General features: G+C 43.8%; 13 protein-coding genes and 1 tRNA gene. All 14 read left to right on the top strand.

Features of this window, described 5'->3' with window-relative positions:
- On the top strand, positions 1 to 131 hold a 131-nt coding region (locus AKG33_RS07165), incomplete at its 5' end, for an EF-Tu C-terminal domain-related protein (RefSeq protein WP_082203964.1).
- Positions 132 to 194: 63 nt separating this feature from the next.
- Positions 195 to 270: transfer RNA gene (locus tag AKG33_RS03505), tRNA-Trp, on the top strand.
- Between the two features lie 20 nt (positions 271 to 290).
- Positions 291 to 662, top strand: coding sequence for a preprotein translocase subunit SecE (secE, locus tag AKG33_RS03500; RefSeq protein ID WP_012031583.1), 372 nt, complete (start codon positions 291 to 293; stop codon positions 660 to 662).
- Positions 663 to 1,199: a transcription termination/antitermination protein NusG gene (nusG, locus tag AKG33_RS03495; RefSeq protein WP_012031582.1), complete on the top strand. Its 537-nt coding sequence runs from the start codon at positions 663 to 665 to the stop codon at positions 1,197 to 1,199.
- Positions 1,200 to 1,241: 42 nt separating this feature from the next.
- Positions 1,242 to 1,670 (top strand): 50S ribosomal protein L11, encoded by a 429-nt coding sequence (gene rplK / locus AKG33_RS03490; RefSeq protein WP_012031581.1) that lies wholly within the window; start codon positions 1,242 to 1,244, stop codon positions 1,668 to 1,670.
- 4 nt (positions 1,671 to 1,674) lie between these two features.
- Complete coding sequence (gene rplA / locus AKG33_RS03485) at positions 1,675 to 2,373, top strand: 50S ribosomal protein L1 (protein ID WP_012031580.1); 699 nt, start codon at positions 1,675 to 1,677, stop codon at positions 2,371 to 2,373.
- A gap of 168 nt (positions 2,374 to 2,541) precedes the next feature.
- Positions 2,542 to 3,045, top strand: a complete 504-nt coding sequence (rplJ, locus tag AKG33_RS03480; protein ID WP_012031579.1) for a 50S ribosomal protein L10 — start codon at positions 2,542 to 2,544, stop codon at positions 3,043 to 3,045.
- Positions 3,046 to 3,093: 48 nt separating this feature from the next.
- Positions 3,094 to 3,462, top strand: a complete 369-nt coding sequence (rplL, locus tag AKG33_RS03475; RefSeq protein ID WP_012031578.1) for a 50S ribosomal protein L7/L12 — start codon at positions 3,094 to 3,096, stop codon at positions 3,460 to 3,462.
- A 165-nt stretch (positions 3,463 to 3,627) separates the two neighbouring features.
- Complete coding sequence (gene rpoB / locus AKG33_RS03470) at positions 3,628 to 7,713, top strand: DNA-directed RNA polymerase subunit beta (RefSeq protein ID WP_050707942.1); 4,086 nt, start codon at positions 3,628 to 3,630, stop codon at positions 7,711 to 7,713.
- Between the two features lie 19 nt (positions 7,714 to 7,732).
- Positions 7,733 to 11,941 carry a DNA-directed RNA polymerase subunit beta' gene (rpoC, locus tag AKG33_RS03465; RefSeq protein WP_012031576.1) on the top strand — a complete coding sequence of 1,403 codons (4,209 nt, stop codon included), beginning with the start codon at positions 7,733 to 7,735 and terminating at the stop codon, positions 11,939 to 11,941.
- A gap of 93 nt (positions 11,942 to 12,034) precedes the next feature.
- Positions 12,035 to 12,409, top strand: coding sequence for a 30S ribosomal protein S12 (rpsL, locus tag AKG33_RS03460; RefSeq protein WP_012031575.1), 375 nt, complete (start codon positions 12,035 to 12,037; stop codon positions 12,407 to 12,409).
- 17 nt (positions 12,410 to 12,426) lie between these two features.
- Positions 12,427 to 12,897 carry a 30S ribosomal protein S7 gene (rpsG, locus tag AKG33_RS03455; protein WP_012031574.1) on the top strand — a complete coding sequence of 157 codons (471 nt, stop codon included), beginning with the start codon at positions 12,427 to 12,429 and terminating at the stop codon, positions 12,895 to 12,897.
- A 30-nt stretch (positions 12,898 to 12,927) separates the two neighbouring features.
- Complete coding sequence (gene fusA, locus AKG33_RS03450; RefSeq protein ID WP_012031573.1) at positions 12,928 to 15,027, top strand: elongation factor G; 2,100 nt, start codon at positions 12,928 to 12,930, stop codon at positions 15,025 to 15,027.
- A gap of 17 nt (positions 15,028 to 15,044) precedes the next feature.
- The coding region (locus tag AKG33_RS03445; protein WP_235503155.1) for a GTP-binding protein at positions 15,045 to 15,174 on the top strand (130 nt) is incomplete at its 3' end.

The following is a 15,174-nucleotide window of genomic DNA, read 5'->3' as shown; positions in this document are numbered from 1 at the left end:
TGCCGGGAGATAATGTGAAGATGATTGTGCAACTGATTCACCCGATTGCGATGGACGAAGGATTGCGTTTTGCGATTCGTGAAGGCGGTCGCACCGTCGGAGCTGGGGTTGTTGCTAAAATTATTGAGTAATTAATTTTAGTTGCTTTTATTTGGGGCGGATATATAATACCCGCCCTTATATTTGTTCTACATAGGCGAGTAGCTCAATTGGCAGAGTTGCGGTTTCCAAAACCGTCGGTTGGGGGTTCGAGTCCCTCCTCGCCTGCCAACATTTAGAGAATCCAAATTATGTCCACAATAGAAAACGAAACAGCTCGTCCTTTATCAGGAATATTTACTGCTTTGGCAGTATTTTTATTTTTAGGCGGATTCTATCTTTCAGGCTCTATTTTTCTTGCTGCTCAAGCGTGGTACGTTCGTTTTTTAGCAGTTGTTATCGGCTGCGTTTCAGCTACTGGCGCCTTAAGTCAAACCGAATATTGGCAAAAGATACGCTCGTTAGCCAGAGGCGCGCGCATAGAAATGCGTAAGGTCTTTTGGCCGGGAAAACAAGAATGGTTGCGGGCAACGGGTATGGTTTTTGCGGTTGTCATCGTTTTTGCAATATTTTTATTAACCGTAGATATGTTGCTTGCTTGGCTTATTAGAATGGTGCTCTAAATGGCAAAGCAGTGGTACGTTTTGCAGTCCTATTCTCAATTTGAACAATATGTGAAGCGGGCATTGCAAGAGAGAATAGAACGAGAAGGGCTGCAGGATAGTTTTGGGGAAATTTTAATTCCAACTGAGGAAGTAGTTGAAATTAAAGATAATAAAAAACGTATTTCTCAACACAAATTTTATCCGGGCTATGTTTTCGTTGAAATGGAAATGAACGATACAACGTGGCATGTTGTCAACAGCATTCCAAAAGTATCTGGATTTGTTGGCGGTACCAAAGAGTCTCCTGCCGCTATTTCGCAAGAAGAAGTCGATAAAATTTTAAATCGTATGCAAGAAGGCGTGGAAAAACCGCGTCCGAAAACTTTATTTGAAATTGGCGAGGAACTTCGAATTATCGATGGTCCTTTTGCTGATTTTACGGGCACCGTGGAAGAAGTTAATTACGAAAAAAGCCGTTTGAAGGTATCAGTATTAATTTTTGGGCGTCCCACACCGGTTGAACTAGAGTTCAATCAAGTTGAAAAGGAAATTTAATTGGGCAGCCTTTTAGGCGTTATGACCCGTTAAGGAGTAATCATGGCAAAAAAAATCACAGGATATATCAAGCTGCAAATCCCAGCAGGTAAAGCAAATCCAAGTCCCCCAGTTGGTCCGGCTTTAGGTCAACACGGCGTTAATATTATGGAATTTTGCAAAGCTTTTAACGCGGAAACGCAATCATTAGAAGCAGGAATGCCGATTCCCGTTGTTATCACTGTATATAGCGATCGCAGTTTTACCTTCGTTAAGAAAACACCGCCGGCAGCTTTCTTATTGAAAAAAGCAGCAGGCATTAAATCTGGTAGCGGAAAACCGAATACACAAAAAGTCGGAAAAGTAACCCGTAAACAATTAGAAGAAATTGTGGCAATGAAAAAAGCGGATTTGACTGCTGCTGATATTGAAGCAGGCGTTCGGACAATCGCGGGCAGTGCGCGGGCAATGGGTTTAACGGTGGAGGAATAAAACGATGGCTAAAAAAACAAAACGTGCTTTGGCAATTCGTGAAAAACTGGAAGCCGGAAAAGTTTATACCGCGTTGGAAGCATTGCAATTATTAAAAGAAATGCCTGCAGCAAAATTTGTTGAATCAGTTGACGTAGCGATCAATTTAGGTGTTGATCCGCGGAAATCTGATCAAGTAGTACGTGGTGCCGCGGTATTGCCGCATGGAACGGGTAAAACCGTTCGCGTTGCTGTTTTTGCGCAAAATGATAACGCTGATGCCGCTAAAGCAGCGGGAGCCGATATCGTTGGTATGGAAGAATTGGCAGATGAAATCAAAGCAGGGCGCAGCGATTTTGATGTCGTGATTGCAGAACCTGCCGCGATGCGCGTCGTTGGACAACTCGGTCAAATTTTAGGACCGCGTGGTTTAATGCCAAACCCCAAAGTGGGCACTGTTACCGCTGATATTAAAGCGGCAGTAGAAAATGCAAAAGCAGGTCAAGTGCGTTTTCGGGCAGATAAAAGCGGAATCGTGCACGCTATGATCGGAAAAATTGATTTCGATGCTGAGAAATTGCTTGAAAATCTTCACGCCTTAATCGCAGAAATTAATAAATTACGTCCGACAACCATTAAAGGCGTTTACATGCAAAAAGCCTATATTTCTACAACAATGGGACCGGGTATTGCGGTAGACGTTGCAAGTTTAACGAATGCATAAAAATTCTTTGGATAGCTGTAAGTGGCAGCTATCGTCAAAGACTGCAGGTGCTTTAAGCTTAATTTCCTGCATAGATGGTAGATGCGCTTCATCGATTTGAAGATAGCGATACCAAAAAAGGCCCGCATCAAGCGGTATATGATCTAATCCGACCATAAGGAGTATGGAATGGGATTAAATTTAACCAGCAAGCAAGAAATTGTTGCAGAAATCGCAGATGTTGCAAGCAAAGCCTATTCATTGGTTGCAGCTGAATATCACGGTTTAACCGTTGCGCATCTCACACAATTGCATGCACGCGCGCGGGAAAATGGTGTTTATTTACGTGTGGTAAAAAATACTTTAGCCCGACGAGCATTAGCCGATACGGAATTTAAAGCTGCTGAAGAAAAATTGGTTGGTCCGTTGGTTTTGGCGTTTTCAATGGAATATCCTGGAGCTGCAGCGCGTTTGTGGCGCGACTTCTTTAAAGAAAACGACAAAATCAGTACAGATATCGTCAAATTTGTCAGTATTTCTGGCGAAGTGTTAGCTGGCAGTGAATTTGAAAGAGTTGCGAAATTACCAACCAAAGAAGAAGGTATTTCTATGCTTATGTCGTGTATGTTGGCACCTGTTGCCAAATTGGCACGTACTTTGGACGCAGTGCGTCAAAGCAAAGAAGCAGCTTAAGTTATTACGCTTAGTTTTTATCATTTTTATTATTGAGGATTTTTTAGTATGGCTATCTCTAAAGAAGATATTTTAAATGCAATTTCTGAAATGACCGTGATGGAAATTGTTGATTTGATTTCAGCAATGGAAGAAAAATTCGGCGTTACTGCTGCGGTTGCTGCAGCTCCAGTTGCTGCTGATGCGGCTCCAGCTGCCGAAGAAAAAACCGAATTTGACGTCATCTTAACAGAAGCTGGCGCTAACAAAGTAGCCGTTATTAAAGTTGTTCGTGCAGTTACCGGTTTAGGCTTAAAAGAAGCGAAAGCTGCCGTTGATGAAGCACCTTCAACCATTAAAGAAGCTGCAAGCAAAGAAGAAGCTGAAAAAATCAAAAAAGATCTTGAAGAAGCTGGTGCAAAAGCTGAACTCAAATAATCTTTTGAATGCGATGAAAGTACTGGCATTTAGGTGTCAGTACTTTTTGTTTTCTTAGAAAGTCGCTATTGATTAACGGCTGTTGGCTGTTAACACAATGTCGATTTTTGTGATTTCTCTTTATTTCGCGCAGTGCGCAATTTATCCGCCGAGGTTACCGCTATCATGACGACTTATTCGTTTACCGAAAAAAAACGTATCCGTAAAAACTTCAGCAAACGTCCAACCGTGTTGGAAACGCCTTATCTCCTTTCCATGCAAATTGATTCTTACAATGATTTTCTGCAACAGCATGTGCCCATGCAATCGAGAGCAAAAAAAGGTTTGCAAGAAGCTTTTGAATCTATTTTCCCGATCAAAAGTCATAATGAAATGGTGGAATTGCAATTTGTGGGCTACGAATTTGGCAAACCAGAATTTGACGTTCGCGAGTGTCAATTGCGTGGCGTTACTTATGCGGCACCGTTGCGGGTGCGTATGCGTTTAGCGATTTATGACAAAAACAGCACCAAGAAAAAATTAAAACAAGTCGTTGAATCAGAATCCGTTTATATGGGCGATATTCCGCTGATGACGGATAACGGAACATTTGTCATTAACGGCACGGAACGCGTTATTGTTTCGCAATTGCATCGTTCGCCGGGGGTATTTTTTGGCGATGATGATGGACAAGGTCACAGTTCGGGGAAAAAACTGTATAACGCCCGCATCATTCCTTACCGCGGTTCGTGGTTGGATTTGGAATTTGACGTCAAAGATCTGATTTACTGCCGCATTGACCGCCGCCGTAAATTATTAATCACCATTTTATTGCGCGCTTTGGGTTTAAGTAATCAAGAAATGCTGGATATTTTCTTCAGCAAGCAAACCTTTAAACTCAATAAAACCGGAAAAATAGAGCTGGTTTTTGAGCCCGAACAATTTGCCGGCGAGCTCGCGCAATTCGATATTATTGCTGACGGTGAAGTGATCGTGCCGATGGGGCGGAAAATTTCGTCACGATTTGTGCGGCAATTAATCGAGAAAAAAGTTAAAAAACAAACGGTTCCCGTTGATTTTGTTGTTGGAAAATTTTTAGCAACTGATTTGGTCGATAAAGAAACCGGCGAACTCATTTTGGCAGCAAATAGCGAATTAACCGAAGAATTATTAACGCGTTTTGTTGAATTAGGCGTCAAAGAGTTTCAAACATTACTCATTAATGAAAACGGTCACGGCGGTTATTTAGCCGATACTTTGCGCCTCGATGAAACCACAACCGAACTTGAAGCGCGGGCAGAAATTTATCGCATGATGCGTCCTGGCGAACCGCCAACCAAAGAAGCGGCAGATAGTTTATTTGAAGGCTTATTTTTTGATGAAGCGCGCTATGATTTGTCGCGCGTCGGCAGAATGAAATTTAACCGCAGTTTGGGACGCGAAGAATCCGAAGGCTCTGGCATTTTGAGCAAAGAAGACATTATCGGCGTAGTGAAAAAACTTATTGCCATTAAAGATGGTTTTGGCAGCACCGATGATATCGACCATTTGGGCAATCGCCGCATTCGTTCTGTAGGTGAAATGGCAGAAAATGCTTTTCGTATTGGATTGGTGCGTTTAGAGCGTACGGTAAAAGAGCGTCTTGCCCAAGCCGAATCAGAAGGACTCACGCCCAAAGATTTGATTAACGTTAAACCCGTTGGTGCGGCGGTAAAAGAGTTTTTCAGCTCATCGCAATTGTCACAATTTATGGATCAAAACAATCCCTTATCCGAAGTGACTCATAAACGCCGTATTTCTGCTTTGGGACCAGGCGGATTGACGCGCGAACGGGCAGGTTTTGAAGTGCGCGACGTGCACCCAACGCATTACGGTCGTTTGTGTCCGATTGAAACGCCGGAAGGTCCGAATATCGGTTTGATTAACTCATTAGCCGTTTATGCACGCACCAACGAATATGGTTTTTTAGAAACGCCGTACCGTAAAGTGATTGACGGTAAAGTCACCGATGAAATCGAATATTTATCGGCGATTGATGAATCAAAATACGTCATCGCGCAAGCCAACGCTCATTTAGATGAGCACGGCGCGTTTATGGACGATTTAATTTCCACCCGTTTTGAAAATGAATTCACTTTAATGCCGTCTAGTCGGGTGCAATATATGGACGTTTCGCCGCGGCAAATTGTTTCTGTGGCGGCATCATTAATTCCCTTTTTGGAACACGATGACGCAAACCGCGCATTGATGGGATCAAACATGCAGCGGCAAGCCGTTCCTACTTTGCGCGCGGATAAACCTTTGGTTGGAACCGGCATGGAACGCGTGGTGGCGATGGATTCTGGTGTGCTTGTGAAAGCGGCGCGCGGCGGCGTTATCGATTCCGTGGATTCTTCTCGTATTGTAGTTAAAGTTAATGACGATGAAGTGCAAGCCGGCGGTTTGGGGGTTGATATTTATAACCTCACAAAATATACACGTTCAAATCAAAATACTTGTATCAACCAAAAACCGTTAGTTTCCCCTGGCGATATTGTGGCGCGTGGCGACGTTTTAGCGGACGGTCCTTCAACAGATATGGGCGAATTAGCGTTGGGACAAAACGTGTTAGTCGCATTCATGCCGTGGAATGGTTATAACTACGAAGACTCAATTTTGATTTCAGAACGCGTATCGCAAGAAGATCGTTTCACTACCATTCATATTGAAGAATTAACCTGTATCGCTCGTGATACGAAATTGGGACCGGAAGAAATTTCCAGTGATATTCCCAACGTAAAAGAAAGCGCGCTGGCAAAATTGGATACAACGGGCATTGTTTACGTGGGCGCGGAAGTTAAATTTGGCGATATTTTGGTGGGAAAAGTTACGCCGAAAGGAGAGCGCTCTCAATCGCCGGAAGAAAAATTGCTGCGGGCGATTTTTGGCGAAAAAGCATCAGACGTTAAAGACAGTTCTTTGCGGGTGCCGACTGGTATGGACGGCACGGTGGTTGACGTGCGCGTTTATACGCGTGATGGCATTGAAAAAGATGAACGCGCCAAAGCCATTGAAAAAATGGAAATCGATTCTATTGCCAAAGATATCAAAGATCAGTTGCGGATTTTTTCTGCCGATATTCACGATCGGGCAGCGCGTTTGCTTTTAGGTCAAGCCATTAAAAAAGCGCCGAAACGCAAATCAGGCGATACGGTCGATCAGGCATTATTAGATGAAACTACGCCGGAACAATGGTTTGATTTTCGTATGCAAGACGAAGCGATTAACGAAAAATTAGACGCCATGAAGCAATTGCTCGAAGATAAACATAAAGAGCTGCAAGATTATTACGAAGAAAAGAAAGCCAAATTTTCTCAAGGCGATGATTTAGCTCCTGGCGTTTTGAAAATGGTCAAAGTTTATTTAGCCGTTAAACGTCGCTTGCAACCCGGCGACAAAATGGCAGGACGGCATGGTAATAAAGGCGTGGTTTCTTTGGTGGTGCCGGTTGAAGATATGCCATATATGGAAGATGGAACGCCGGTTGATATTGTGCTAAATCCTTTAGGCGTGCCGTCGCGTATGAATATTGGTCAAGTTTTGGAATTGCATTTGGGTTGGGCAGCGGCTGGTTTAGGCAAACGGCTGGCGCAAATGATGGACGAAGGCGCACCGATCAAAGAATTACGGCGTTATTTAGATGCCGTGTATAACCATAATCCCGCGTGTAAAAAAGAAGATTTAGATGCTTTGAGCGATGAAGATTTTTGGCAATTATGCCGCAATCTTCGCCAAGGAATTCCGATGGCGACACCGGTTTTTGATGGCGCAGAAGAAGTAGAAGATTTGCAAAAAATGTTAGAACTCGCCGAACTGCCCGCTACCGGACAAACGCATTTATATGATGGACGCACCGGTGAACGTTTTGATCGCGAAGTATCCGTGGGTTACATGTACATGCTGAAATTGCACCATTTGGTTGATGACAAAATGCATGCGCGTTCAACCGGACCTTATAGTTTAGTTACCCAACAACCATTAGGCGGACGGGCGCAATTCGGCGGACAACGTTTTGGGGAAATGGAAGTTTGGGCGCTGCAAGCATATGGCGCTTCTTATACTTTGCAAGAAATGTTAACGGTTAAATCCGATGACGTTGATGGACGTACAAAAATGTATAAAAACATTGTCGATGGCAATCTCAAAATCGAGCCGGGATTACCAGAATCGTTTAACGTGTTAACGAAAGAAATTCGCGCGCTCGGTATTGATATCGGCTTAACTCAAGACTAATTAGGCGACAGGTGAGAATATGAAAGAACTCATTGAGATGTATAAACCGCATAATATCGCGGAAGATTTTGACAAAATTCATATTGGGCTTGCATCGCCTGACGTGATTCGCTCGTGGTCTTATGGAGAAGTGAAAAAGCCAGAAACCATTAATTATCGAACTTTTAAACCAGAACGCGACGGATTATTTTGCGCCAAGATTTTTGGTCCCATTAAAGATTATGAATGTTTGTGCGGCAAATATAAGCGTTTGAAACATCGGGGCGTGGTTTGCGAACGCTGCGGTGTAGAAGTAACCAAGTCTTCTGTGCGCCGCGAACGCATGGGACACATCGAATTGGCAACGCCGGTGGCGCATATTTGGTTTTTAAAGTCTTTGCCGTCACGAATTGGTTTATTACTTGATTTAACCTTGCGGGAAATCGAACGCGTTTTATATTTTGAATCATTTATCGTCATCGATCCGGGCATGACGCCTTTAGAAAAGCATCAATTGCTCAATGAAGATGCTTATAAAGAAGCCGTTGATATGTACGGTCACGAATTTAAAGCGATGATGGGCGCGGAAGCCATTCAATATATCTTGAAAAACATGAACTTAGAAAACGAAATTCAAGATATTCACGAACAACTCAACGCCACGCATTCCGAAACGAAAATCAAGCGTTTATTAAAACGTTTAAAGCTGATGACGTCATTACTCGATTCTGGCAATAAACCGGAATGGATGATTTTAGAAGTGTTGCCCGTATTGCCGCCGGATTTGCGTCCTTTGGTGCCGTTGGATTCAGGGCGCTTTGCAACTTCTGATTTGAATGATTTATATCGCCGTGTGATTAACCGCAATAATCGTTTGAAACGTTTATTAGAATTGTATGCACCGGATATTATCGTGCGCAACGAAAAACGTATGTTACAAGAAGCGGTCGATTCATTATTGGATAACGGTCGCCGCGGTCGCACCGTCACCGGAACCAATAAACGTCCGTTAAAATCTTTAGCCGATATGATTAAAGGAAAACAAGGACGTTTCCGGCAAAATTTGTTAGGAAAACGGGTGGACTATTCCGGAAGATCCGTCATTGTGGTGGGACCGACTTTGCGTTTGCATCAATGCGGATTGCCCAAACGTATGGCGCTGGAATTATTTAAGCCTTTCATTTTCCATTATTTAATTACCAATGAATTTGCCTCCACCATTAAAGCTGCCAAATTAATGGTAGAACGCGATGAACCTGCAGTTTGGGACGCTTTGGAATTTGTGATTCGTCAACACCCCGTTATGCTCAACCGCGCGCCGACTTTGCACCGGCTCGGTATTCAAGCATTTGAACCGATTTTAATTGAAGGGAAAGCCATTCAATTGCACCCGTTGGCTTGTGCGGCGTTTAACGCGGACTTTGACGGCGACCAAATGGCGGTGCACGTGCCGTTATCTTTGGAAGCACAATTGGAAGCGCGCACTTTGATGATGAGTTCCAATAATATTTTATCGCCGGCAAATGGTGAGCCGATTATTGTACCGTCGCAAGATATGGTTTTGGGACTTTATTACATGACGCGGGAACGGATTAATGCCAAAGGTGAAGGCATGCGCTTTACCGACGTTAAAGAAGTAGAACGCGCTTATCAAAACGGTTTAGTGGATTTACAAGCCATTATTGAAGTGCGTTTGCCGCATTATGAAGAAAATGGCACCGGTGAAGGAACATTGGTGAGAACAAAAACCACCGTGGGGCGGGCTTTATTGTCTCAAATTTTACCGAAAGGACTTTCTTTTTCTTACATCGATAAACCGATGAAAAAGAAAGCTATTTCTGCATTAATTAACCAATGTTATCGTCAGCTGGGTTTGAAAGATACCGTTATTTTAGCCGACCAATTAATGTACACCGGTTACCATTACGCGACTCGTTCGGGATCTTCTATCGGCGTCAGCGATATGGTTGTGCCTGATGCTAAAGCCGAAATTTTGGCGCGTTCTGAAGCGGAAGTAAAAGAAATTGAACATCAATATGCATCAGGATTGTTAACCAGCGGCGAAAAATATAATAAAGTTATCGATATTTGGTCGCGCACAGGGGATCAAGTTGCGCGGAAAATGATGGAGCAGCTGGGAAAAGTTCGCTTGCAAAATCGTCAAGGCGAATGGGTAGAACAAGATTCGTTTAACTCTGTTTACATGATGGCGGATTCTGGCGCGCGGGGGTCAGCGGCGCAAATTCGGCAATTAGCAGGTATGCGGGGATTGATGGCAAAACCAGATGGTTCCATTATTGAAACGCCGATTACGGCAAACTTCCGCGAAGGTTTAAACGTATTGCAATACTTTATTTCTACGCACGGCGCGCGGAAAGGTTTGGCGGATACGGCACTGAAAACGGCAAACTCTGGTTATTTAACGCGGCGTTTGGTTGACGTTGCTCAAGACGTTGTCATTACTGAAGATGATTGCGGAACTACAGAAGGCATTGAAATTCAAGCGGTAGTTGAAGGCGGCGATGTGGTCGTTTCTTTGGCTGATCGGGTATTAGGACGCGTACTTTCTGAACCGGTTATTGATGGTAATACGGGTGAAGTGGCTTTGGCAGCGGGCACTTTATTGGAAGAACCGCAAATTGCGATTTTGGAAAAAGCCGGCGTTGATCGGGTATTTGTGCGGTCAGTAATTACTTGTGCGACGCGTCACGGCGTTTGCGCGAAATGTTATGGTCGGGATTTAGCGCGCGGTCATTTAGTAACAGCCGGTGAAGCGGTGGGCGTGATTGCGGCGCAATCTATCGGTGAACCTGGAACGCAGTTAACCATGCGTACATTCCATATTGGTGGGGCGGCGCAAAGTGCGGCTTCTATCGGTAGCGTTGAAGTGAAAACTAATGGGGTAGCGCGTTTATCTAATATGAAAACAGTTGTCAATAAAGACGGCAAACTGGTTTCAATTTCTCGCTCTGGAGAATTATCTATTATTGATATGTATGGGCACGAGCGCGAACGCTATAAATTGCCGTACGGTGCGACGCTCAATATTGCTAACGGTGAAGAAGTAAAACAAGGGCAAATTTTAGCAACTTGGGATCCGCATACGCACCCAGTTATTGCTGAAGTGGCAGGTAAAGCGTCATTCTTTGATTTTGAAGACGGCGTGACCGTGCAAACTTCTTCCGATGCGGATACGGGATTGGCAGTATTGACGATTTTGGATAATGCACAACGTCCTACTTCGGCAAAAGATAAACGTCCGTTGATTCAATTATTAGATGAAAACGGTAATCCGGTAACGTCAGCTGGTTCCGAAATTCCAGTGAACTATTTCTTGCCCGCTGGCGCCGTGGTCAACTTAAACGATGGCGATGATATTCATATTGGTGATGTTTTAGCGAGAATTCCGCAAGCTTCCGGAAAATTGTCTGATATTACCGGTGGTTTGCCGCGCGTTGCGGATTTGTTTGAAGCGCGTAAACCCAAAGAACCGGCGATTTTGGCAGAAATTACCGGTACGGTTTCTTTTGGTAAAGAAACAAAAGGTAAACAACGCTTAGTGATTAATAGCGATGATGGGGAAGTCTTTGAGATTTTAATTCCCAAGTGGCGTCGGTTAAATGTGTTTGAAGGTGAGCAAGTTCGAAAAGGGGAAATTCTTGCCGACGGCGAACCCAGTCCACATGATATTTTGCGTTTGAGAGGCGTTCATGAATTAAATGAACATATTGTGCGCGAAATTCAAACGGTTTACCGCTTGCAAGGGGTAAAAATTAACGATAAACATATTGAAGTTATCGTTCGGCAAATGTTGCGTAAAGTTTTGATTCTTGATGCGGGGGAATCTCATTTCATCGCTGGAGAACAAGCGGAATTGACGCGCGTTTTACAAGAAAACGACCGTCTGCAAGCACAAAATAAATTGCCAATCCGTTATGAACCGATTTTAATGGGGATTACGAAGGCTTCGTTGGCAACGGAATCCTTTATTTCAGCAGCTTCTTTCCAAGAAACTACTCGTGTTTTAACGGAAGCATCTGTATTAGGGCAAGTCGATGATTTATTTGGTTTGAAAGAAAACGTGATCGTTGGACGATTAATTCCTGCTGGAACGGGATTGGCTTATCACCAACATCGCCGAAATATGCGTGATGAAGATCGTTTTTTAAATGGCTCTGCGTCATCGAATGAAAAGTCACGTTCTGCTGGCGTTTTAGAAGCTACTGATGAGGAAAGTGCAGGAGATTGATTATCTTGACTTTCAATGACTATCAGCGTACCATGCCGCACCTTTGGCGTGGTGGCGCTGATTTTACTGTATCTAAATTTGGAGAATGCTGTTATGGCAACAATTAATCAATTGGTGCGCAAGCCGCGTGTCAAGCTGGTCGATAAAAATAATGTTCCTGCCTTACAGGAATGTCCTCAAAAGCGTGGCGTTTGTACACGCGTTTATACAACAACGCCGAAAAAACCGAACTCGGCTATGCGCAAGGTTGCACGTACGCGTTTAACTAACAAGTACGAAGTAACTGCCTATATTGGTGGTGAAGGGCACAACCTGCAAGAACACAGTTTAGTGTTGATTCGAGGCGGACGGGTGAAGGATTTACCAGGGGTGCGATACCACATTGTGCGTGGCGCATTAGACACCGCCGGCGTTAAAGACCGCAAAAAAGGGCGCTCAAAATATGGCGCAAAGCGTCCTAAAGCTTAATTTTTAAGGAATTTATAATGTCAAGAAGAGTGCGAGCACCGATTCGGCATATTTTGCCTGATCCAAAATTCGGCAATGTTATGGTTGCTAAATTCGTCAATATGTTAATGGTTGACGGTAAGAAATCTGTTGCGGAAAAAGTTGTTTATCAAGCATTAGAAACTGCTGGTAAAAAGAAGAATATGGAAGCAATTAGTCTCTTAGAAGAGGCTTTGGATAAAGTTCGTCCGGCGGTAGAGGTAAAATCTCGCCGTGTTGGGGGCGCGACCTATCAAGTTCCCGTGGAAGTCCGTCCTGTTCGTCAAAATGCATTGGCAATGCGTTGGTTGATTGAAGCTGCGAGAAATCGTAACGAAAAATCTATGGCTGAAAGACTGGCTAATGAGTTTTTAGAAGCTGTGGAAGAGCGCGGTGCTGCTGTGAAAAAACGCGATGAAACACACCGTATGGCAGAAGCGAACAAGGCCTTTGCTCATTTCCGTTGGTAATCATTTCAATTAATCAATTAGGAGGGTCTCGTGGCACGCGAAACCAGTATTAATAAATATCGAAATCTCGGCATCATGGCGCACATCGATGCCGGTAAAACAACGACGACGGAGCGGATTCTTTTCTATACCGGTGTTTCTCATAAATTGGGCGAAGTTCATGAAGGCGCCGCAACGATGGACTGGATGGAGCAAGAACAAGAGCGCGGCATCACCATTACTTCTGCAGCGACTACTTGCTTCTGGCAAGGTATGGCGGGTCAATTTGATAAACACCGCATCAATATTATTGATACTCCAGGGCACGTGGATTTCACCATTGAAGTAGAGCGTTCTTTGCGCGTATTAGATGGTGCTTGTTTGGTATTGTGTTCTGTTGGTGGCGTTCAACCGCAAACGGAAACAGTTTGGCGCCAAGCAAATAAATATAAAGTTCCCCGCATCGCTTATGTTAATAAAATGGATCGCACCGGCGCGAACTTTTTACGCGTTGTCAAACAAATGCACGATCGCTTGAAGGCTAATGCTGTGCCGTTGCAATTACCTGTGGGTGCTGAAGACACTTTCAAAGGGGTAGTTGACCTTATCAAAATGAAAGAGATCATTTGGGACGAAGAAACCAACGGTCTTAAATTTGAATATGGCGATATTCCAGAAGAAATGCGCGCCCAAGCGGAAGAATATCGGGAAAAATTGGTAGAAGCCGCCGCCGAATCTTCAGAAGAATTGATGGATAAATACTTAGAATCCGGCACATTATCCGAAGAAGAAATTATTGCAGGATTGCGGCAACGTACTATCGCTAACGAAATCATTCCTGTGTTGTGTGGTTCTTCCTTTAAGAATAAAGGCGTGCAAGCGATGCTGGATAAAGTAATTGAATTATTACCGTCTCCAGTAGATGTGCCGGCAATTCAAGGCGTTAACCCTAATACCAATGAAACTGAAAAACGTGAGTCAACCGATGATGCACCTTTTTCTGCTTTGGCATTTAAAATCGCAACCGATCCCTTTGTTGGTACTTTAACATTCGTGCGCTGCTATTCAGGCGTGTTGGAAGCGGGTACCACTGTTTTGAACTCTGTCAAAGATAAAAAAGAACGGATTGGTCGTATTGTGCAAATGCACTCTAATTCTCGCGTGGAAATTAAAGAAGTTCATGCGGGCGATATTGCCGCTTGTATTGGTTTAAAAGAAGTGGTTACGGGCGAAACTTTGTGTGATGTTAACGCCCCGATTATTTTGGAACGTATGGAATTCCCTGAGCCGGTTATTGCGGTTGCCGTTGAACCTAAAACGAAAGCTGACCAAGAGAAAATGGGTTTGGCATTAGCAAAATTGGCGCAAGAAGATCCTTCTTTCCGTGTGCACACCGATGAAGAAACCGGACAAACAATTATTTCCGGAATGGGTGAATTGCATCTTGAAATCATCGTGGATCGCATGAAGCGCGAATTTAAGGTGGAAGCTAACGTTGGTGCGCCGCAAGTTGCTTATCGAGAAACGATTCGTGAATCTGTTGAGCAAGAAGGTAAATTTGTTCGCCAATCAGGCGGTCGTGGTCAGTTTGGTCATGTGTGGTTGCGTATTGAGCCACAAGAACCCGGATTTGGCTATGAATTTGTGAACCAAATTGTCGGCGGGGTTGTACCAAAAGAATATATTCCCGCGGTTGACAAAGGTGTTCAAGAACAAATGCAAAATGGCGTTCTTGCCGGATATCCAGTCGTTGATATCAAAGTGACTTTGTATGATGGTTCATATCATGAAGTTGACTCTTCAGAAATGGCGTTCAAATTAGCGGCTGCCGAAGGCTTTAAACTCGGCGCGCGCAAAGCAAAACCTGTTTTACTTGAACCGATGATGAAAGTTGAAGTCTCTACTCCTGAAGAATATATGGGAGATGTTATTGGGGATTTAAACAGTCGTCGCGGACTCATTCAAGGAATGGATGACGAACTCACAGGAAAAGTTATCCATGCACAAGTTCCCCTTGCTAATATGTTTGGCTATGCAACTTCGTTACGCTCATTAACACAGGGGCGAGCGAATTACTCAATGGAGTTCGATTGCTACAATGAAGCACCGAATAACGTTGTAGAAGAAGTAATTAAAAGTAAATCTAAATAAATCGGAGTATTAATCAAATGTCAAAAGAGAAATTTGAGCGTGCGAAACCCCACGTAAACGTAGGTACCATAGGACACGTAGACCATGGTAAAACCACATTAACAGCGGCGTTAACAAAAGTAAGTGCGGCACGATTTGGAAGTGCGG

This window comes from Dichelobacter nodosus (assembly GCF_001263335.1).
Classification (GTDB): Bacteria; Pseudomonadota; Gammaproteobacteria; order Cardiobacteriales; family Cardiobacteriaceae; genus Dichelobacter; species Dichelobacter nodosus.
This window is presented reverse-complemented; position numbering and strand designations above follow the sequence as displayed.

Coding starts and splice junctions, on each gene's coding strand:
- rpoC (WP_012031576.1), top strand. CDS start 7,733: ATGAAAGAACTCATTGAGATGTATAAACCGCATAATATCGCGGAAGAT.
- rplA (WP_012031580.1), top strand. CDS start 1,675: ATGGCTAAAAAAACAAAACGTGCTTTGGCAATTCGTGAAAAACTGGAA.
- rplJ (WP_012031579.1), top strand. CDS start 2,542: ATGGGATTAAATTTAACCAGCAAGCAAGAAATTGTTGCAGAAATCGCA.
- rplL (WP_012031578.1), top strand. CDS start 3,094: ATGGCTATCTCTAAAGAAGATATTTTAAATGCAATTTCTGAAATGACC.
- rpsL (WP_012031575.1), top strand. CDS start 12,035: ATGGCAACAATTAATCAATTGGTGCGCAAGCCGCGTGTCAAGCTGGTC.
- rplK (WP_012031581.1), top strand. CDS start 1,242: ATGGCAAAAAAAATCACAGGATATATCAAGCTGCAAATCCCAGCAGGT.
- nusG (WP_012031582.1), top strand. CDS start 663: ATGGCAAAGCAGTGGTACGTTTTGCAGTCCTATTCTCAATTTGAACAA.
- secE (WP_012031583.1), top strand. CDS start 291: ATGTCCACAATAGAAAACGAAACAGCTCGTCCTTTATCAGGAATATTT.
- rpsG (WP_012031574.1), top strand. CDS start 12,427: ATGTCAAGAAGAGTGCGAGCACCGATTCGGCATATTTTGCCTGATCCA.
- rpoB (WP_050707942.1), top strand. CDS start 3,628: ATGACGACTTATTCGTTTACCGAAAAAAAACGTATCCGTAAAAACTTC.